At 73.9% G+C, this 18,969-nt stretch carries 19 protein-coding genes; 5 read left to right on the forward strand and 14 right to left on the reverse strand.

The annotated features are described in order from the left end of the window. Positions 1–165: 165 nt before the first annotated feature. The gene (locus tag DNL40_RS08735) at positions 166–786 is read left to right on the forward strand and encodes a DinB family protein (protein ID WP_111250876.1); all 621 of its coding nucleotides are present in this window, start codon (positions 166–168) and stop codon (positions 784–786) included. Between the two features lie 103 nt (positions 787–889). On the opposite strand, the gene DNL40_RS08740 is transcribed toward DNL40_RS08735, so the two are convergent. Further along, the gene (locus DNL40_RS08740; protein ID WP_111250877.1) at positions 890–2,647 is read right to left on the reverse strand and encodes a carbohydrate-binding protein; all 1,758 of its coding nucleotides are present in this window, start codon (positions 2,645–2,647) and stop codon (positions 890–892) included. A gap of 240 nt (positions 2,648–2,887) precedes the next feature. Here DNL40_RS08740 and DNL40_RS08745 point away from each other — a divergent pair, with 240 nt between their 5' ends. Next, positions 2,888–3,523 carry a DUF305 domain-containing protein gene (locus DNL40_RS08745; RefSeq protein WP_111250878.1) on the forward strand — a complete coding sequence of 212 codons (636 nt, stop codon included), beginning with the start codon at positions 2,888–2,890 and terminating at the stop codon, positions 3,521–3,523. A 36-nt stretch (positions 3,524–3,559) separates the two neighbouring features. Here DNL40_RS08745 and DNL40_RS08750 read toward each other — a convergent pair whose 3' ends face one another. Together DNL40_RS08750 and DNL40_RS08755 are read right to left on the reverse strand one after the other, a co-directional pair. Beyond that, a complete protein-coding gene (locus DNL40_RS08750; RefSeq protein WP_111250879.1) occupies positions 3,560–4,426 on the reverse strand; it encodes a CPBP family intramembrane glutamic endopeptidase in 867 nt (288 codons plus the stop codon). 5 nt (positions 4,427–4,431) lie between these two features. Continuing rightward, entirely contained in the window at positions 4,432–4,845 is a 414-nt protein-coding gene (locus tag DNL40_RS08755; RefSeq protein WP_111250880.1) for a VOC family protein, read from the reverse strand. A 69-nt stretch (positions 4,846–4,914) separates the two neighbouring features. Here DNL40_RS08755 and rlmC point away from each other — a divergent pair, with 69 nt between their 5' ends. After that, entirely contained in the window at positions 4,915–6,150 is a 1,236-nt protein-coding gene (gene rlmC / locus DNL40_RS08760) for a 23S rRNA (uracil(747)-C(5))-methyltransferase RlmC (RefSeq protein WP_111250881.1), read from the forward strand. Positions 6,151–6,195: 45 nt separating this feature from the next. Here rlmC and DNL40_RS08765 read toward each other — a convergent pair whose 3' ends face one another. Further along, positions 6,196–7,725 carry a zf-HC2 domain-containing protein gene (locus DNL40_RS08765; RefSeq protein ID WP_111250882.1) on the reverse strand — a complete coding sequence of 510 codons (1,530 nt, stop codon included), beginning with the start codon at positions 7,723–7,725 and terminating at the stop codon, positions 6,196–6,198. 198 nt (positions 7,726–7,923) lie between these two features. Between DNL40_RS08765 and DNL40_RS08770 the strand changes: the two genes are divergently transcribed. Beyond that, a complete protein-coding gene (locus DNL40_RS08770) occupies positions 7,924–8,187 on the forward strand; it encodes a GlsB/YeaQ/YmgE family stress response membrane protein (protein ID WP_111250883.1) in 264 nt (87 codons plus the stop codon). Positions 8,188–8,281: 94 nt separating this feature from the next. Here the strand turns inward: DNL40_RS08770 and mgrA are convergent, their stop codons facing one another. From mgrA to ddaH, 4 genes are all read right to left on the reverse strand, one after another. After that, complete coding sequence (gene mgrA, locus DNL40_RS08775; protein ID WP_111250884.1) at positions 8,282–9,343, reverse strand: L-glyceraldehyde 3-phosphate reductase; 1,062 nt, start codon at positions 9,341–9,343, stop codon at positions 8,282–8,284. 155 nt (positions 9,344–9,498) lie between these two features. Next, positions 9,499–9,684, reverse strand: coding sequence for a CsbD family protein (locus tag DNL40_RS08780; RefSeq protein ID WP_111250885.1), 186 nt, complete (start codon positions 9,682–9,684; stop codon positions 9,499–9,501). Positions 9,685–9,864: 180 nt separating this feature from the next. After that, entirely contained in the window at positions 9,865–10,968 is a 1,104-nt protein-coding gene (locus tag DNL40_RS08785; RefSeq protein ID WP_111250886.1) for an ornithine cyclodeaminase, read from the reverse strand. Then, the gene (gene ddaH / locus DNL40_RS08790) at positions 10,965–11,984 is read right to left on the reverse strand and encodes a dimethylargininase (RefSeq protein WP_111250887.1); all 1,020 of its coding nucleotides are present in this window, start codon (positions 11,982–11,984) and stop codon (positions 10,965–10,967) included. Before ddaH ends, DNL40_RS08785 begins: the two co-directional genes overlap by 4 nt. A 116-nt stretch (positions 11,985–12,100) precedes the next feature. On the opposite strand from ddaH, the gene DNL40_RS08795 reads away from it, so the two are divergent. Continuing rightward, positions 12,101–12,556: an Lrp/AsnC family transcriptional regulator gene (locus DNL40_RS08795; protein ID WP_111251001.1), complete on the forward strand. Its 456-nt coding sequence runs from the start codon at positions 12,101–12,103 to the stop codon at positions 12,554–12,556. Positions 12,557–12,637: 81 nt separating this feature from the next. On the opposite strand, the gene DNL40_RS08800 is transcribed toward DNL40_RS08795, so the two are convergent. From DNL40_RS08800 to DNL40_RS08825, 6 genes are read right to left on the reverse strand one after another with little or no spacing between them, the layout of a single operon-like run. Further along, positions 12,638–14,275, reverse strand: a complete 1,638-nt coding sequence (locus DNL40_RS08800; protein ID WP_111250888.1) for a fused response regulator/phosphatase — start codon at positions 14,273–14,275, stop codon at positions 12,638–12,640. Further along, positions 14,272–16,122, reverse strand: coding sequence for a hybrid sensor histidine kinase/response regulator (locus DNL40_RS08805; protein ID WP_111250889.1), 1,851 nt, complete (start codon positions 16,120–16,122; stop codon positions 14,272–14,274). The genes DNL40_RS08800 and DNL40_RS08805 overlap by 4 nt, the downstream gene beginning before the upstream one ends. Next, complete coding sequence (locus tag DNL40_RS08810) at positions 16,119–17,147, reverse strand: ATP-binding protein (RefSeq protein ID WP_111251002.1); 1,029 nt, start codon at positions 17,145–17,147, stop codon at positions 16,119–16,121. Before DNL40_RS08810 ends, DNL40_RS08805 begins: the two co-directional genes overlap by 4 nt. Next, the gene (locus tag DNL40_RS08815) at positions 17,144–17,575 is read right to left on the reverse strand and encodes an ATP-binding protein (protein WP_245885790.1); all 432 of its coding nucleotides are present in this window, start codon (positions 17,573–17,575) and stop codon (positions 17,144–17,146) included. The genes DNL40_RS08810 and DNL40_RS08815 overlap by 4 nt, the downstream gene beginning before the upstream one ends. Beyond that, positions 17,568–17,972, reverse strand: a complete 405-nt coding sequence (locus DNL40_RS08820) for an STAS domain-containing protein (RefSeq protein ID WP_111250890.1) — start codon at positions 17,970–17,972, stop codon at positions 17,568–17,570. The genes DNL40_RS08815 and DNL40_RS08820 overlap by 8 nt, the downstream gene beginning before the upstream one ends. Beyond that, positions 17,969–18,817 (reverse strand): STAS domain-containing protein, encoded by an 849-nt coding sequence (locus DNL40_RS08825; RefSeq protein ID WP_111250891.1) that lies wholly within the window; start codon positions 18,815–18,817, stop codon positions 17,969–17,971. The genes DNL40_RS08820 and DNL40_RS08825 overlap by 4 nt, the downstream gene beginning before the upstream one ends. Positions 18,818–18,969 lie beyond the last annotated feature (152 nt).

An 18,969-nucleotide genomic window follows, 5' to 3' on the forward strand; every position in this document is an offset into this window, starting at 1 on the left:
GGTACGAGCAGCCGTGGTGCCCCGTCGCAGCCACGGCCCGGCGCCCCGTCAGGCGCCTCACCGGCCACGCTACGAGCGCGCCCGTGCCGGCCCCACGGCCGAAGGTCCCGCCCCCGGCACCGAACGTCCCGAGCCCGTGCCACCAGCCCGTGCCACCATCGGCAGATGGCTCACCACGCTCCGGCCGCCGACCCCAAGGCCACGCTCCACCGCTACCTCCGGCACGCCCGCGAGGCGATCGTGTGGAAGACCGAGGGCCTGTCCGAGCGGGCGCTGCGCACGCCCCGCACCCCGACCGGGACCAGCCTCCTCGGTCTGGTCAAGCACTGCGCCAGCGTGGAGATCGGCTACCTCGGCGTGACGTTCGGCCGCCCGTGGCCGCACCCGCACGAGGTGCCGTGGATGGCAGCCTGGTCGGACCCCGACGCCCCGGACGACGACCCCGAGGCCGACATGTACGCGACGGCCGACGAGACGGCTGCGGGCATCCTGGACCTGTACCGCCGCGCGCAGACCTTCGCCGACGCCACCGTCGCCGACCTCCCGCTCGACGCGCGCGGGCACGTGCCGTGGTGGGGCGCCGACGGGGACGTCGACCTCCACACCGTGCTGGTGCACCTGCTTGCCGAGCTCCAGCGGCACGCCGGCCACGCCGACGTGCTGCGCGAGGGCATCGACGGCGCGGTGGGGCTCAGTCCTCGCAACAGCAACGTCTGGACGCCCGACGCCGAGCGTGCGGCGCACCTGGAACGGCTCCGCGGCATCGCCGGACGGTTCCCCGGCTGACACCGGGGCGAGCGCCCGGTCCCCGGAGACGACGACGGCGGCACCGGCCCGCAGGCCGGCACCGCCGTCGGCCCACCTCGCGCGAGGCAGGATCAGGAGCGCGTCAGGACACCGGCTCCCACGGGCCCCAGCGGTCGCCGGGCGCCTGGTTCCGCGTCCACCACTTGGCGGTGTACACGGTGCCCTCGTGCAGCACGGTCTGGCCGGAGTCGTAGATGCGGCTCGGCGTCCACGCCGCCACGCCCTCGGCCCCCGGCAGCGCGATCTCCTGCCACGGGCCCCACGGGTCGCCCGGCACCTGGTTCTTCGTGTACCAGGACGCCTTCCACAGCGCGCCGTCGCGGTACACGTGGTCGCCCTCGCCGTACGCCTTCGAGGCCGACCAGTGGTCGGGCGCCTGGAACGACGGCTGCATCTGCGGGTTGAACTCGTCCTGCCGCACCACGGTGGCGGGCGCGACGGCCGGGTCGTCCATGAGCAGGACGTCGAGGCCCTTCTGGATGTCGTTCGAGATGATCGCGCCGTTGTACCAGTAGGCGGACCACGAGCCGCCCATGACCAGGCGCTCGTCCGAGAGCGGGCCGCGGTCGAACCACGCCAGCTCCACGGGGTTGGCCGAGTCGGTGAACTCCCACACGGAGATGCCACCCTGGTACCAGGCCTGGACCATGATGTCGCGGCCGGCCACCGGGATCAGCGAGCCGTTGTGGGCCACGCAGTTCTCGAGGTCCGACTGCTCGCGGTCGATCTTGAAGTAGCTGCGGAACACGAGCTTGCCGTCCACGATGTCGTAGATGGCGTCCGCACCCTTCTCCGGGTCGATGCCGGAGTTGCACGTCGGGGCACCGCCACCGCCGAGCTCGTCGGTGAACACCACCTTGGTGCCGTCGTTGTTGAACGTGGCCGAGTGCCAGAACGCGAAGTTCTCGGTGTCACGCACCTGCTCGGTGACCACCGGGTTCGCACGGTCGGAGATGTCGAGCAGGATGCCGTCACCCATGCAGGCACCGGCCGCCACGTCCTTCTCCGGGTAGGTGGTGATGTCGTGGCAGCCGCTCGTGGTGCTCGAGCCGTTGCCGCCCGGGTTGCCGCCGTCGGGGAACAGCACGGGGGTGGACACCACGGCGGCGGACGCCGGGTCCGCGAGCGGGATCTCCACCACCGAGATCAGGTCGTGCGGCGGCTGGCAGTCCGGGTAGGCGGCGTTCGGCCCGTAGGACGACACGTACGCGTAGACGCTCTTGCCGTCCTTGGACGGGGCGAGCGAGTGGGTGTGCGAGCCGCACAGCGTCTCGACCGAGGCGACGTACCGGGGCGACGTCGGCTCCGAGATGTCGAAGACCTTCAGGCCCTCCCACGAGTCCTTGATGGTGGCGGACTGGGCCACGTTGTCGCACGAGTCGTTGCTGCGCGAGGAGTCGGTGGACAGCACCAGGAGGTTGCCGTAGACGGACACGTCGTTCTGCGACCCGGGGCAGACCACCTGGGCCACCTGCTCCGGTGCGCGCGGGTCTGCGACGTCGTAGACCGTGAAGCCGCCGTAGTTGCCGGCGAACGCGTACCGGCCCTGGAAGGCCAGGTCCGAGCTGTACTGCCCTTCGGGGGCGAAGGCACCGTTCTTGGGGATGTTCGCCACGAGCTCGATGTTGGGGCTGCTCGCGATCTCCCCCGCACCGAGCACGGGAGCCGCTCCCGCGGCGAAGGGGGACGCCTGCTCCAGCAGGCGGGTCGTGGCCGACGGCGAGCCGTCGGAGGGCTCCGCGGACGCGGGAGCCACGGCCAGGGAAGTCAGGACGAGGGCGCCGACGGCGGCACCCACGGCCAGGGTGGAGCGTCTGTGCTTGGCGTCGAGACGATGCACGGGCGTAACACCTCCTTGGTAGGGTCCCCCCACTCTGAACTACTGTGACGCCGATCACCAGACGTCGGCCCGAGATTTAACGGGGTGGTGACAGTGGCCGTGGAGAGACCTCCCAGGCTCCGACCGGACAGCCCTCGACCAGAGCACGCCTGCCGCCCGCACGCGGCGGTCCCGGGCGCCGTCGTCGTCCTGGCGACGGCGCTGCTCGCAGCCGGGTGCACCAGCCCGCAGGAACCGACGGTGACGCCCAGCTCCGTGGTCGTCCAGCCGGGCCGGCCCGGCGAGGACAACCGCACCGTGGCGCCCGAGGACTACACCTACGAGGGCTCCGCCGAGGGCCCGCACAACGACGCCGACGTCGCGTTCGTGACCCGCATGATCGTCCACCACGCCCAGGCCCTCGAGATGGCCGCGCTCGCCCCCGACCGCGCCAGCTCACCGCAGGTCCTCTCCTTCGCCGACCGGGTCGCCGGCGCGCAGGCCGCCGAGATCCGCGGGCTCGCCGGGTGGCTCGACGCCCGCGAGCTGCCCCGACCCCCCGAGGCAGACCTCGACCAGGCCGAGCCCGGCCCCTCCGCCCCTGCCGGCTCCGGGCCGCGCGCCCCCGGGCACGGCGGGCACGGCCAGAGCGGCCACGAGGACATGCCCGGCATGGTGTCCGACGACGACCTCGCCGCCCTCGAGGCCGCCAGCGGCACCGAGTTCGACCGCCTGTTCCTCGAGCTCATGATCCGCCACCACCTCGGCGCCGTGGACATGGCCGACGACGCGCTGCGGGACGGCAGCGACCTCTACGCCAACGAGATCGCCACCGACACCTCCGTGGGGCAGACCGCCGAGATCAACCGGATGCGGGACATCCTCGCCGGGCTCTGACCAGGCCCGCCCATGCAAGGCGGTCGCACCACGCCCCTACGGAGCGGTCACGAACACGTCGAACAGCTCCGGGTGGTGCCCGTGCACCAGCACACCGAACACCACGGCGTCGAACAGCAGGTGCACCGTCACCACATAGCTCAGCGACTTGTACCGCGCGAAGATCCACCCCTGCACCAGCGCGAACGGCACCGTCAGCAGCGGGCCCCACTCGCGGTAGCCCAGCTCCCACAGGAACGACACGAAGATGACGGCCTGCAGCACGTTCGCCACCTGCAGCCCGAAGTGCCGCCGCAGCAGCGCGAAGCAGGTGCAGATGAAGAACAGCTCGTCCCAGATGCCCACCGCGTTGACGCCCACGAACAGCCGCGCGATGTCCTGCGATCCCTCCAGCGGAGGCCAGTTGAGGTAGGCGCCCGACCCGAGGAAGTACCAGGGCAGCACCAGGTAGCCGACCACCACCACGACCACCAGGTACACCCACTGCCCCGACGTCCACCGCTTGCCCGTCAGCACCGGGAACCGCACGGCGTCGTCCCGGTACACGTAGCGGGACACCGCCCACGGCACCAGCACCGCCAGCGACAGCGCCACCGCGAACCGGGCGATGCCGGCGTCGGAGAGGTCCGCCTCCAGCGGGATCGCCGAGATGATCGCCAGCGCCCCGCCGATCAGCAGCAGGTCCCGGCCCAGCGCGCGGTCCAGCAGCAGCCCGAGCGCCACGCCCGCCACGAGCGGCACGTAGGCCAACGGGCGCACGTGCACCGCGAACAGCAGCACGGCCGAGAGGCTCACCAGGGCAGCCGCCGTCAGCCGCAGCACGTCGTGGGCGGCGCCACCGGCCGCGAGCGCCGGCCACCTCCCGGGGACGGGTGCCCGCTCACCGGTCACAGGGGTGCTCATCGGGCTCACGCGACGAACAGGCAGAACGGGTGCCCGGCCGGGTCGGCGAAGACTCGCAAGGGTTCCTCCTCGTCGTCGGACACGTCGAGCAGCAGCAGGGCACCGAGCGCGAGCGCCCGGTCGGTCTGGGCGTCGAGCTCCTCGACGTCCGCCACCGTGCAGTCCAGGTGGAGCTGCTGCGGCACCTCGTCGCTGGGCCACGTCGACGGCGACAGCGCCTCGACCTCCTGGAAGGCGAGCTGCACGCCGCCGGGGTTGCGCAGCACCAGCCAGTCGGCGTCGTCGGCCTCGCCCGCACCGGGGGGCTGGTCGCCCTCCCGGTACTCCAGGCCCAGCAGCTCGCGGTAGAACTCCGCGAGGCCGCGCACGTCCGTGGTGTCGAGCACCACCTGGCTCACGGTCGGGTAGGCACCGGCCATCGTCACCACCTCCCTGGTGGTGCCCCACGCTACCGACCCGGCGGGCGCGGCGTCGGGGAGAATGGTGCGGTGCGCTGCCACCACTACGACGCCGGACGGTGCCACTCCTGCACCCTCCTGGAGGTCGCGTACCCCACCCAGGTCGCGGACAAGGAGCGGCACGTGCGCGAGCTGCTCGAGCCGGTGCTGGGCCCGGCCGCCGCGGCCGTCGAGTGGCTGCCCCCGGTGGAGAGCGTCGAGGGCGGGTTCCGCAACAAGGGCAAGATGGTGGTCACGGGCACGGTCGAGGCCCCGGTGCTCGGCATCCTGGGCGCCCAGCCGATGGCCGACATGGAGTCCGGGTTCGCCCACGCGGGCGTCGACCTCACCGACTGCCCGCTGTACCCGCCGATCCTCCAGGCGGCGTTCGGCCCGCTGGGCGAGCTGATCACGCGCGCCAGGCTCCAGCCGTACGACCTCACGCCCGCCCGCGGTCGCGTCACGCCGCGCGACGCCGCCCGGCGCGGGGAGCTGAAGCACCTGCTGGTGACGATGTCGCCCGACGGCGAGCTGCTGGTGCGCCTGGTGGTGCGGTCCCAGGAGCCGGTGGCCCGGCTGCGCAAGCACCTGCCGTGGCTCCAGGAGGCGCTGCCGAACCTGGCGGTGCTCAGCGTCAACGTCCAGCCGGAGCACAAGGCCGTGCTGGAGGGCGACCTCGAGATCGTGCTCACCGAGCGGCAGACGCTCCCCATGCGGCTCGACGGCGTGACCCTGCACCTGCGCCCGCAGAGCTTCTTCCAGACCAACACCGAGGTGGCCGCGGCCCTCTACCGCCAGGCCGTGGCCTGGGTCGACGAGGTGGCGCCCGCCAGCCTGTGGGACCTGTACTGCGGCGTCGGCGGGTTCGCCCTGCACTGCGCGGCCCCGGGCCGGCAGGTGACGGGCATCGAGATCTCCGCCGAGGCCGTGGCCAGCGCCGAGGTCAGCCGGGGCGAGATCGCGGCGGCGTCACCGGCCGGGGCCGACGCCATGGCCGGCGTCCGGTTCGCTGCGGGCGACGCCACCGCGTTCGCGCTCGCGGCGGCGCCCGACGACGTGCCCGAGCTCGTGATCGTCAACCCGCCCCGGCGCGGCGTCGGGCCGGAGCTCGCCGCCTGGCTCGAGGCGTCCGGCGCGCGGCACGTCCTGTACTCGAGCTGCAACGCCGTCACGCTCGCCAAGGACCTCGAGCACATGCCGTCGCTGCGGCCCGTGCGCGCCCGCCTGCTCGACATGTTCCCGCAGACCCGCCACTACGAGGTGCTGACCCTGCTCGAACGAGTCTGAGCGCTCGGCGGCGGCCCCGGGGCGACCTCGGGCGGTCCCGCCGGGTCAGCCGGCCGGGACCAGCGTGACCGCCGTGCCCACCGGCACCGCGGTGTGCAGGTGCACGTGGGTGGTCCAGGCGTTGCAGGAGACGCGCAGGTTCGCGACCCGCCAGGCACCGTCCCTCCCTGGCCAGACGGCGCCCGCCACCCGGCCCGCGCCGCCCGTGAGCACCTGGCCCCCGACCTCCACGTGATACACCGTGCCGTCCGGTACCCGGTTCCCCAGCCACCCCGGCACGCACGAGGCGGGCACGGTGAGCGGCAGCCGCGTCGTCGTCGGGCCGTCCGGCGCAGGACCTGCGGGCGGAGCCGACGGAGACGGCTGCGGCTGCGCGGGCTGCGACGGCGTCGGCTGCGCTGTCGGCGCAGCCGGCACCTCGGGGCCGGGCGCCGGCGCGGGCGGAGCGGCGGGCTGCGCGTCCGGCAGCTCCGCAGGCGCCGGACCGGCCGGCGGCTCCGCGAGCGCCGGGGCCCCCGGATCGGCCGCCTGAGGCGCCTCGGGGAGCGGCTGCGGCTGTGCGGGCCTCCCCTCACCGCGACCGCCCGCGGAGCCCCCCGCCGGCTGGGGCACGACGGCGGCCTCCCCCGGGGCCTCGGCGGGCAGGTCCTGCGGGCCGGGGGCCTCCTCCTCGGCGGGCGCGGCGGACGGCTCCGACAGGGCACCGGCCGGCGGCTCCGACGCTGTGCCCTGCGCCCCGCCCCCCGGAGGCGGCGCCGGGGCCTGCGACGAGGCCGGTCCCGGCGCGGACGCCGCGGGCCGGGACGGCGGGTCGTCGTCCAGCACCACCGCCGCGGCCACCGCGCCGGCCGCCACGACCGCCACCACGCCCGCGCCCACCACGAGCGACAGGCGACGCCCCGACGACGAGAGCGCGCGCACGGCGGCCCCGGCCCGGTCGCCCGCCTCCGAGAGCAGCACGCCGACCGACCCGATGGCTGCGAGCGGCCCCGCCGCGGTGGCCGGGGCCGCCATCGTGCCGTAGACCATCGGGCCACCCAGGGCCAGCCCGGTGGAGCCCGCGAGCAGCACGGGCGCCGCGTCCCGCAGCGACCACGCCGCCTGCCGCACGTCGATGAAGGCGCGCATGCAGTCCTGGCAGCCGAAGAGGTGGTCCTCGAGCACCCGCCGGGCCTGCGGTGCGACACGGTGGCGCACGTAGTCGCCCAGCGCACCGCGAGTGGTGGCGCACGCCTGCGGGGCCGACGCCGCCGCACGGGCGTGCGCGGCGGCGAACCCGGCGGACAGGGCACGCTCGGCCTCGCGCAGCCCCCGGCGCACCGACCCGAGCGGCAGCCCGAGGGCCCCGGCCACCTCGGCGTCGCTGCGGCCGTCCACGTGCCGCAGCCACAGCAGGCGCTGGTGGTCGTGGTGCAGGCCCGCGAGCGCCGTGCGCACCAGGTCGGGCTCCGCGGACCCGGGCTCGCCGGGAGCGGTGCCGGGCAGGAGCCGGCGCATGCGCTCGAGCGCGTCGTCGACGGCGCGCTCGCCCGTGCGGAGCCGCCCGTGCGCGACGTCGTCCTGCGTGGTGCTCACCGTTCCCCCGTCCGCCGGCGCTCATCCTGGGCGCCGGATCTGCGGCCACATGATGCCACCCGCGGCTCGGGGCCGGGAATGATCCCGCGAACAGGCACGGAGCGCCACCGGAAGCGCACCTCACCTGCATCGACGTGCGAACACCACAGACCCGTGCCAGTGTCAAGGGGTCGGTATCCGACAGAAGGAGGAATCTCCGTGAGCATCATCGGATGGATCATTCTTGGTCTGCTTGCGGGCGCCATCGCCCGCGCGATCCTGCCGGGCAAGCAGGCCGGCGGCTGGATCGCCACCCTGCTCGTCGGCGTCGTCGGCGCACTTCTCGGCGGTTGGCTCGGCAGCCTGCTGTTCAACGCTCCGCTCGAGAACTTCTTCTCGATCCAGACCTGGCTCCTGGCGATCGGTGGCTCGATCATCGTGCTGCTGATCTGGGGCGCCATCACGGGACGCCGCAGGGCGTGACCGTCCAGTAAGCACCTCTCCTCGTCGTGGGCGGGAGGAGTGCCGGGACCCTGAGGGTTGCGGCACGCCTCCCGCCCACGACGTCGTCGGGGTGTCAGCGGTGGGTGATCTCACCACCGCGGAACGCGTTCCACAGGTCGATCCCGGAGTCGACGGCGTGCTCGTCGATCGTGGCGAGCTCGTCGGCGGAGAACCCCGGGTTCCGCAGGGCGCCCACGTTGTCCTCGAGCTGCCGCACGGACGAGGCCCCCACGAGCACGGACGTCACCCGCTCGTGCCGCAGCGCCCACGCCAGCGCCATCTGCGCGAGCGACTGGCCGCGCCCCGCGGCGATCTCGTTCAGCGCGCGCACGTGGCCCAGCGCCTCGTCGTTCAGCATCCCCTCGCCCAGCGACTTGCCCTGCGTGGCGCGCGAGCCCTCGGGCACACCGTGCAGGTACTTGTCGGTGAGCATCCCCTGGGCGAGCGGGGAGAACGCGATGCACCCGGCCCCCACCTCGGCGAGCGTGTCGAGCAGCCCGTCCGTCTCGATCCACCGGTTGAGCATCGAGTAGCTGGGCTGGTGGATGAGCAGCGGCGTGCCCAGGTCGGCGAGGATCCGCGCGGCCTCGCGGGTCTGCTGCGGGCTGTAGGAGGAGATGCCGGCGTACAGCGCCCGGCCCGACTGCACGGCGGTGTGCAGGGCGCCCATCGTCTCCTCGAGCGGTGTGGTGGGGTCGAACCGGTGGCTGTAGAAGATGTCCACGTAGTCCAGGCCCATCCGTGCGAGGGACTGGTCGAGCGAGGCGAGCAGGTACTTGCGCGAGCCGCCGCCCTGGCCGTAGGGGCCCGGCCACATGTCGTAGCCGGCCTTGGAGGAGATGACCAGCTCGTCGCGGTACGGGCGGAAGTCGCGGGCGAGGTGGTACCCGAAGTTCGTCTCCGCGGAGCCGTGGGGCGGGCCGTAGTTGTTCGCGAGGTCGAAGTGGGTGATCCCCAGGTCGAACGCGCGGCGCAGCACGGCCCGCTGGCGGTCCAGGGGGACGTCGTCACCGAAGTTGTGCCACAGGCCCAGCGAGATCGCGGGCAGGTCCAGGCCAGAGCGCCCGGTGCGGCGGTACGTCATGGAGCCGTCGTACCGGGCGGGGTCGGCTGCGTAGAGCGGGAGGGTCGACATGCCCCTGACCCTAGCCCCGGCGGCCGTATCGATTCGACAGACGGCGCGCGAGCGGTCCACCACGCTCCGGGCACGGAGAGGCGCCCGCACCCAGGGGGTGGTGCGGGCGCCTCGATCCCGGGCCGGCGAGGGGCACGCCGGCCGACGGGGGAAGGTCAGCGACCGAACGCGTCGTCGGCGGCGTCCTTGGCCTTGTCGCCGGTCTGCTTGACGTTGGCGCCGGCCTGCTGGCCCTTGCCCTCCGCCTCCGTCTTCTCGTTGTCGGTCGCCTTGCCGAAGGCCTCCTTGGCCTTGCCCTGGAGCTCCTCGGCCTTGTGCTGCATCTTGTCACCGAGACCCATGTCGCTCACTCCTTCAGCCGACGGCCGGTAGGCCGTCCTCGGGGTCCGCGGGCACCGTCTGCTCGAATGCCCCGCTGACTCCAGGGCATCACGGCAGCGCGGTCCTCGCAGCCCGAACGGCCGACGACCCGTGCCCCCGGTGGCACCCGCTGCCCGGCACCCGGGCAGCGGGACGCCCCCTCAGGCGAGCGACGGCTCGGCCGCCCGGCCGGCCGCCACCGCGGCGGCCGGGACGGTCGACCGGTCCGCCCCAGCCGCCACCACCAGCGAGAACAGGTCCTTGGGGTCGGCGGGCTCGGCCACGAGGTCGAGCTGCTGGAGCAGCACCGCACCCTCGGCGGTGCCCACCAGCTCGTCGCGCACCATGCGCAGCACCGTGAAGTCCTCGACGGCGAACCCGACCGAGTCGAACACGGTGATCTCCTGGGCGTCGCGCCGGCCCGGCGCCTGACCGGTGACCACGCGCCACAGCTCGGTGACGGGGAAGTCCGCCGGCTGCCGCTGGATCTCCCCCTCGACGCGCGTCTGCTCCTCCAGCTCCACGAACACCGACGCCCGCTCCAGGATGCGCGGGTCCAGCTCCGTCTTGCCCGGGCAGTCGCCGCCGATGGCGTTGAGGTGCTGGCCGGGGACGACGTCGGCGTCGTGCAGCACCGTCGCGTTCTGCTTGTCGGCGGTGCAGGTGGTGACGACGTCGGCGCCCCGCACGGCGTCGGACGCGTCGTCGCACACGGTGACCTCGAAGCCGAGGGCTCGCGCGTTGCGCGCGAGCTTGGCCGCGGCGGCGGGGTCGACGTCGTGCACACGCAGGGTGGTGACGCCGAGCTCGGCACGCATGCCGAGCGCCTGGAACTCCGCCTGCGACCCGCAGCCCACGAGGGCGACCGTGCGAGCGCCCGACGGCGCCAGGTAGCGGGCGGCGAGAGCCGACGTCGCGTCGGTGCGCAGCGCGGTGAGGATCGTCATCTCGGCGAGGAACGACGGGTAGCCGTTGTGGACGTCGGCGAGCACGCCGAGCGCGGTGACGGTCTGGTAGCCGCGCACCGGGTTGAGGGGGTGGCCGTTGACCAGCTTGAAACCGTAGGTGGTGGCGTCCTGCGTCGGCATGAGCTCGATGACGCCGTCGCGCGAGTGCGAGGCGATGCGGGGACGCTTCTCGAGCTCGGGCCAGCGTGCGAAGTCACGCTCGAGCGCATCGGTGAGGGCCTTGATGACCTGCTCGGGGCCGCGGCGGGCCACCCAGCGGGCGGTGGAGGGGACGTCGAGGAACGGGACGGTGGTCATGCGCGGGCCTCCTTCTCTGGCACGGGCGTGCGGGCGGGGTGGAGCTCGAGCGTGCAGCACTTGACCGAGCCGCCGCCCTTGAAGATCTCGGACAGGTCCACGCCCACGGGCTCGAAGCCGCGCTCGCGCAGCCGTGCGTGCATCCCGGTGGCGCGGTCGGTGAGGAACACGTGCCGGCCGTCGGAGACGGCGTTGAGACCCAGCACCGCGGCGTCCTCCGGTGCGGCGAGCAGCGCGTCGGGGAACAGCGCGCGCAGCGTCTCCTGCGACTGCGGGCTGAACGCCTCCGGCAGGTAGGCGACGGTGCGCTCGCCGGAGACGCTGCCGTCGTCGAGCACGGCCAGGGCGGTGTCCAGGTGGTAGTAGCGAGGGTCCACCAGCTCGAGCGTGACGAGCGTGACGCCCTGGGCGGCCAGCTCCAGACGGCGCACCGCCTCGACGTGCGCCGCGCGCGAGGTGCGGAACCCGGTGCCGGCCAGCAGCAGGTCCCCCACCAGGAGGAAGTCGCCCTGGCCCTCGTTCTGCTCGGCCGCCTGCCCCAGGTTCACCGCGTGCTCTCCGAGCGCGCCGGCCGGAGCGGCGGCGTCGAACCACGCCTCGTACGCCGGGCCCTCAGCCTGCCGCTCCGGGAACGTGAAGCGGGCGGCGAGCGCACGGCCGCCCACGACGACGCCGCCGTTCGCCGCGTAGACCATGTCCGGCAGCCCCGGCTCGGGCGTCACGACGTCGACCGTGTGGCCGTGCGCCTCGTAGGCCGCCCGCAGCGCCTCCCACTGGGCCACCGCCAGAGCGTTGTCCACAGGCACCGACAGGTCCATCCACGGGTTGATCGCGTAGACCACGTCGAAGTACGTGGGTGGGCACATGAGGAACCGGCGCGGCGTCGCCGTCCGCTCCGGAGCGGCGAGAGCGGGGGCGCCGTCGGCCGCGGCGACGGCGGTGGGCGCAGCGGCAGTGGGCACAGCGGCGGGGGCCGGCGGCCCGGGCGTGGCTCCGGGGAGGTCGGTCAGCGTCATGCCCCCGACACTACGAACCACCCGTTGCGCAACGAACCACGATCTCTTGCACATCTGACGGCGATCCGTTGCGGCACAGAGGCTCGACCTGAACGATCCGCTCGTACCCTGAGGTGGTGGACGCCCTGAACCGCAAGATCGTCGGCCACCTGCTCCAGGACGGCCGGGCCACCTACCAGGAGATCGGCGAGGCCGTCGGGCTCTCCGCCCCTGCCGTGAAGCGCCGCGTCGACCTCATGCGGGCACGCGGCGAGATCACCGGCTTCACCGTCAAGGTGGACCCCCACGTGCTCGGCTGGGCCATCGAGGCGTACGTGGAGATCTTCTGCCGCGGCATCGTCTCCCCCGCCGTGCTGCGACGAGACCTCGGCGCGATCCCGGAGGTGGTCGAGGTCGCCACCGTCACCGGGGACGCCGACGCCATCGTGCGCGTCATGGCGGAGAGCATGGCCGAGATCGAGCAGACCGTGGAGCGCATCCGCACGAGCGGGCGCATCGAGCGCACGCGCACCGCCGTCGTCATGTCCCGCGTCATCGACCGGCCTGTGCGCGACGGCGGCAGCGAGGCGTAGGTGCCGCGGGGGGCGCCACGGGGCAGGCGCCGCGGACCGGCGGCGCCTGGGCTGCCCGCGCCGCCCCGCGCCGACCGGGCCTCAGGACCCGGTGCCCGCCATGACCGGGCTCTGCACCTCGGCCACCGGGACCGGCGGCCCCACCCACCGTGCCGCGAGCACCGCGACGTCGTCCTCGTGCCCGTCGTCGAAGTGCCGGAGCACCGCGTCGCACAGCTCCTGCGGGTCCGTCCCCGCCAGCCCGGCCGTCACCGACTCCAGCACGCCCAGGTTGTGGCGCAGCGAGACACCACGCCGCTCCACCAGACCGTCCGTGACCAGCAGCAGCGTGTCCCCTGGCCTGAGCTGCTCCGTGCGCGAGGTGCGCGGCTCGTCGGCGTCCATGCCCAGCAGGCGCGTCGTGCCGCGCAGGAACCGCGCGGTGCCGTCCGCACCCACCAGCAGCGGCGGCAGGTGGCCGGCGTTGACCATCTCGAGCCGCCCCGTGGCGGTGTCCACCACGCACACGCACGCCGTGACGAACTCCGGGTGCGACCGGCGCAGCAGCACGTTGAGCAGCTCCGTGGCCCGAGCAGGCGGGTGCCCCTCGATCAGGTAGGCGCGCAGCGCGGTGCGCAGCTGGCCCATCACCGTGGCGGCACGCAGCGAGTGCCCCTGGACGTCGCCGATGACCAGGGCCGTGCGCCCCTCGCCCAGCTCGAAGGCGTCGTAGAAGTCGCCACCCACCGCGAGCATCTCGTCCGCAGCGACATAGCGGGCCGCGATCTCCAGCGGCCCGCCCGCCGGCAGCGCCCCCGGCAGCATCGCGGACTGCAGCGCCAGGGCCACCCGGTGCTCCTCGGCGAACGAGCGCAGGTTCGACAGCGCCACGCTCATCGCCTCCGAGAGCCGGTGCACCGCGTCGACGTCCTCCGAGCGCAACGGCTCGCGGTCGTCCACCCCCACGGCCAGGCCTCCCACCACCGCGCCGGAGGAGTCCGTCAGCACCGTCGTGTACCAACCGCTCGGCTGCCGGTCCATGCGTGCCAGCAGGTCACGCCACGTCGGCGGCACGGCCGAGCCGGCCAGCACCGACGGCCCGGCCGGGTCGAGCCCCGTGATGGGGTCACGGCTGCGCGACCGGACCAGCGGCGCGTCCGTCCGCACGCACAGCGCACGCACCACGTCCTCGTGCTCCACGCCGGCGATCGCGAGCGCCGGGCGCCCCAGGACCTGGGACGCGCCCACGGCCGCGTCGTCCGCCAACCGGTCGTACGAGCGCGCCCGGTGCAGCGGCACGAGCGCGGCGCTGAGCCGCTCCATGCGCTGCGCCGCGCGGTCGGCGTCGCGGTGCGCCTCGTGCGTGCGGCACAGCACGCCCACGGTGGCCAGGAACTCCCCACGGTCCAACGGCTCCACCAGGTAGGCGTCCGCCCCCTGCTCGAGCCCGGCCGTGCGAGAGGCGACGTCGGTGGAGGTGGCCGAGACGTGCAGCACGGGCAGGTGTGCCGTCTCCTCCGCAGCCTTGATCCGCGCGCACACCTCCGTGCCGGGGATGTCGGGCAGGTTGACGTCCAGCACCACCGCGTCGAGGTCCGGACCGGACAGCGCCAACGCCTCGCTGCCCGTCCCCGCCTCGACGACGGTGAACCCCGCCCGCCGCAGCCAGCTCGTCATCACGTAGCGGTGCGCCGGGGTGTCGTCCACCACCAGCACGGTGCCCGTCATCGTCTCCGTCATGCGCCCTCTGCACCTCCCGGCGCCGTGGCCACCCTCCGCACCGCCGCCAGCAGCGCCGTGCGGTCCCTGGAGTCCTTGCCCACGAACGGGACGTCACGGGCCTGCGGCGGGAGCTGTGGCGCCGGCCCGCTCGACATCAGCACCACGGGCAGGTCAGGACGCAGCTCGCGCAGACGCACGACCGCCTCGACCCCGTCACCGTCGGGCATCCGCACGTCCAGGACCACCACGTCCGGGGCCTCACCGGGCTGTGCACCGCGCACCGCGTCCACCGCGGCGGCCACCGTCGCGGCCTGCGTCACCCGCGCACCGGCCCCGCGCAGGCTCTCGACCACCAGGGCCCGGTACGCGTCGTCGTCGTCCACCACCAGGGCACGGCCGGGGAACCGTGCGTCGGCCTCCGCCGCCGCCCCCGCCACTGGACCCATCGCGCCCTCAGCGACACCAGCGCCGGCTCCAGCGCTGCTGCCGGACGAGGCGGCGATGCCCGCTGCAGTGCCGTCAGGGAGAGCCGGCGGGAGCACCGCCACGAACGTGCTGCCCTCTCCCGGCACGCTCGACGCCTCCAGCCGGCCACCGAGCGTCTCCATGAGACGACGGGCGTACGGCAGGCCCAGGCCCGTGCCGCGCACCGTGGGCTGCAGGTGGTTGGGGATCTGCGCGAACTCCTCGAACACCTCCTCCAGGTGCTCGGGCGCGATGCCGATGCCGGTGTCCGTGACGGCGAACCACAGCTCGCCGTCCCGCTCCTCCACCGTGAGCCGCACGCTGCCCCGCTCGGTGAACTTCACCGCGTTGGTCAGCAGGTTGCGCAGCACCCGTGCCAGCAGGTGCCGGTCGGTGCGCACCACCGCGCGGGGCGCGTCCGCCACCTCGAGCACGACGCCGTCGCGCACCAGCGGCGCCGTGGTGCCGTGCAGCTCGGCCAGCAGCGCGGGCAGGTCGACGTCGGACAGCGTGACCTCCTGGCGGCCCGACTCGGCGCGGGCCAGGTCCAGGAGCTCGTTGACCAGCCCCAGCAGCGCCGTCGCGCTGTCCTGCAGGAAGCTCACCTGGCGGCGCTGCTCGGCGTCCAGCGGGGAGTCGTCCAGCAGCGACACCAGGCCGATGATCGAGTTCACCGGGGTGCGCAGCTCGTGGCTCACGTGCCGCAGGAACCGGGTCTTGGCCTCGTTGGCCGCCGCGAGCTGGCGGCCACGCTCGTCCAGCTCGGCGTACAGCGCCACCACGCCGGAGTTCGTCTCCTCCAGCTCGTCGGAGAGCTGGCGGTACATGGCCATGACGCCCCGGTTCGTCTCCTCCAGCTCGGCGTTCGTCGCCTCCAGCTGCCGGGCCGTGCTGCTGAGCTCCTCGAGCATGTCGATCAGCTCGGCGTTGTGCGCGCGCATCTGCGACAGCGCGTCGGTGTCCGGGTGGCTGTCCAGGGCCGCCCGGAGCGACTCCAGCCGGTCGGTGCTCGGCTGCGCCGGCAGCGGCTTGACCAGCGTCACCTCCGTGGGCGGGCCCGAGCTGACCACGACGTCGTCCACCAGACGACGCGCGGCCGGAACCCCGCCGTCCTCCGCCTGGCCCGAGACGGGCATCGTCATCGTGGTGGTCAGCGTGACCGCCAGCACGCTCTCCCCCGTCTCCTGCCGCACCGTGACCGTAGCGACACCGCCCCCGGCGGCGGCCGCGCTGCGCCCGACCTCCGAGAGCGCCGTCGCGAACCGCACCTGGTCCTGCAGGTCCAGCCCCAGCCCCTCCGCGACCGAGCGCCCGGTGCGCCGCAGCTCCAGCACGTCCGCGTCGCTGCGCACCGGGAACCGCAGCAGCTCCTTGCCGGGCAGCCCACCGCCCGGCGTCACGCCGCGCTCCTGTCACCGAGCGGCACCACCAGCACGCTCGCGTCGTCGCGCCGCACGCCGAAGTCACGCAGCAGCACCCCGGCCACCACCAGCGGTGTGCGGGCGGTGAGACCGGCGTACCGGCCCAGGTCCATCCGCTCCGTCAGGCCGTCGCTGTGCAGCACCAGCACGCCCGGCGCCTCCACCGGGTACGTCGTCTCCCGCACCTGCGCGCTGCCCGACCCCGCGATCCCGGGGTGGGTCACCATGCTGCGCCGCCGGCCCTGCCCGAGCTGGAACGCCGCCACGTTGCCGAGGGCCGCGAACCGCACCGTCGACCCCACGACCTGGGCCACCGACACGGCCGCACCGCGGGTGCCGGCGATCTCCCGGTGCACCGCGCGCAGGTGCTCGGCAGGGCCGCGCGCCGGGCCCAGCAGGAACACGCGCACCGCTTCGCCCGAGGCCGCCGCGGCCAGCGGCCCGTGCCCCAGACCGTCAGCCAGCAGCGCCGTGACCACGCCGTCGTCGGACCGCACGGCGCAGGCGTCCCCGCAGACCGACTGTCCCGTCATCGTGCGGGTGACGCTGGTGGCGCTCGCTGCCCACGGCACCGGGTCGCGATCGGGTCCGAACGTGGCCCCCACCACGGTTCCCTGCCCCGGCGCCGACCACACGTCCCACGCGGACGCCAGGCGGGGCAGCGTACCGAGCCCGATCCCCAGCGTCCCGGCGCTGGAGGCGCCGTCGCGCATGGCCGCGGTGACGTCCCGCATGCCCGGGCCGGAGTCCACGGCGAGCACCTCGACCGCGGCGTCCTGGTCCGTGCGCCGCGCCCGCAGCAGCACCGAGCCCGAGCCCGCGTGCCGCAGCTGGTTCGTGGCGAGCTCGCTGACCACGAGGGCCACCTCCGCACGGCGCGCCTCGGCGAAGCCCAGACGCACCGCGAGCGCCGTGGCGGCCCGCCGCGCGGCGCCCACCGCGCTCTCGTGGTCCACGGCCACCCACTCCACGTCCTCGGTGGACGCCACCTCGGCCGGCGTCATCGCGACCACGACACGATCTCCACGCGCGTGCCCGCGCCCGGGGCCGAGTCGATGACGAACCGCTCCACCAGCCGGCGGGAGCCGGACAAGCCGAGCCCCAGGCCCGTGCCGCTGGTCCAGCCGTCCGTCATCGCCAGGTCGATGTCCGCGATCCCGGGACCGTCGTCGACGAACACGGCACGCACCCCGGTGCGGCGTCCCTCCGACACGACCTGCGCCTCGACGTGGCCCCCGCCACCGTGGACCAGGGTGTTGCGGGCCAGCTCGCTCGCGGCGGTGACGAACTTCGTCTGGTCCACGAGGGACAGGCGGGCCTGCTGCGTGAGCCCGCGCACGGCCTGGCGGACCTTGACCACGTCGGCGTCGGTGTCCACCGGCATCGTCAGCACGCCGTCGGCCGTGCCCGGGCGCACGCCGAGGTCACTCACCGGCTCGTTGGGCCGCGGCGAGGAGCACTTCCTCCGGCGACTGCTCGACGGGTGCGAGGACCCGCAGCCCGCGCTCGACGTCCAGGGCGGTGCGCACACCACCCAGAGACAGACCGAGCTCGACCATGGTGATGGCGACCGCCGGGCGCATCCCCACCACCACCGTGGCGGCGTCCAGGACGCGCGAGATGCCGGCGATCGAGGCGAGCATGCGGCCGATGAAGCTGTCCACGATCTCCAGGCCGGAGATGTCGATCAGCACCCCGCGGGCGCCCGTCCGGGTGATCTGCTCCGCCAGGTCCTCCTGCAGGCGCAGCGCCGTGTCGTCCTGCAGGTCCGTCTGGATGGAGACGAGGAGCGTGGAGCCGATCTTGAGGATCGGGACGACGTCGGTCATGCGCCGGTCCCCACCGCCGTCGAGCCACCCTGTCCGGCCGCGCGCCGGTCCACGCGCAGCGCGTCGACGAGCGCGTCCGCCAGAGAGGCACGCGTGCGGATGTCCCCGAACTCGATGCCGAGCGCGACGATCGTCTGCGCGATCTGGGGCCGGATGCCGCTGATGGTGCACTCGGCGCCCATGAGGCGGGCGGCCACGACCGTCTTGAGGAGGTGCTGGGCCACCTGGGTGTCGACCGCCGGCACGCCGGCGATGTCGATGATCGCGTGCTCGCTGCCCGTCTCCACCAGGGTGCTGAGGAGCTTCTCCATCACCACCTGGGTGCGGGCCGAGTCGAGCGTGCCCACCAGCGGCACGGCCACGATGCCATCCCACAGCTTGACCACCGGGGTGGAGAGCTCGAGGAGCTGCTCGCTCTGCTCCGCGATGATGCCCTCACGCGTGGCGGCGAACGTCTCGAACGTGAACAGTCCCAGGTCGTCCACCAGGCGCAGCAAGGGGGCGAGCTGGGCGGCCGAGGCGCTCGTGACCTGGTACAGGCCCTCCTTGAGGGCGAAGATCGCCACCGCCGTCTCGCGCGGCGTGAAACCGAGGCGGGCGCGCGCGGTCGACAGGTCGGCGAGGATGCCGCGCAGCGAGTCGAACGCGCCGGAGTACAGGTCGGTGGCACCCGACCTCAGACCGGCCACCAGGGCGTCGTAGAGCTCGTCCTGCTCACGCTCCAGCTCGCCTCGCGAGGTGCGCCCGCGCAGCTCGGCGGACGCAGCCTCCAGCCAGACGGACCTGACCACCTCCCTCTGGTCCTCCAGCAGCTGTGCGAGGTGCTCGGGGGCGAGGACGGACATGAGTCTCCTTCACTGGTGCGGGCGCGCGGCGGCGCCGCTCGGCGAGGCAGCGGTCGTTTCACTGTAGTGGGTGAGCCCGGGCGGAGGATCCGCGGTTTTCCAGGCCGTCCACAGCCTAAGAGGGTGAAGTCCGGCCCGCCGTGCGAGTGACA

This window comes from Xylanimonas oleitrophica (genome assembly GCF_003244315.1).
Taxonomy (GTDB): Bacteria; Actinomycetota; Actinomycetes; order Actinomycetales; family Cellulomonadaceae; genus Xylanimonas_A; species Xylanimonas_A oleitrophica.